Genomic DNA, 463 nt, shown 5'->3' with positions numbered 1-463 from the left:
CGGTGGAGCGGCTCCAGGAAACGATCGCGGCCATCCCGGGGTTCGAGGCGCGCTACGTCGGAATCCCCTGCCGCGCATTCTGGGAGACGACGCGGGGTGCGACGCTCGTCCTCAATCCCCACTCCGCGCACGGCAAGGAGTTCCTGCCCGGTGAAGTTGCGCACCTCCTCGACGGTGCGGCGTCGGTGACCTCGCGCGTCGTCGAGAGGGGCACCGAAGTGATGGTGGGCCGGCCAGCCCATGTGCCGCCGGGCATGGAGGACGCGCTCTCCGCGCTGTTCGCCCGGCACGACGCCGTGGACGAGGCCGTGCTCGGCTGGAAGGTCACCCCGTCGGCGAACGACCAGAGCTACCTCCTTGTCGTGATCGGCGCCGGGGACGTGCGCGAGCGCGTCGGTGACGATCTGGCGCGGTCGCTCGTGATGTTCTCCCAGGCGCACCCCGTTGACGTGATGTACACGAC

Annotated in this window: 1 protein-coding gene; it reads left to right on the top strand. The window is 70.0% G+C overall.

Features of this window, described 5'->3' with window-relative positions; all coding sequences use genetic code 11:
• Positions 1-463: enhanced serine sensitivity protein SseB C-terminal domain-containing protein (locus HO151_RS03680; RefSeq protein WP_173894672.1), on the top strand; the 463-nt coding region annotated here is incomplete at both ends.

This window comes from Streptomyces sp. 8P21H-1, from assembly GCF_013302945.1.
The sequence above is the reverse complement of the archived record's forward strand: the minus strand, read 5'-3'. Positions and strand labels throughout refer to the sequence as shown.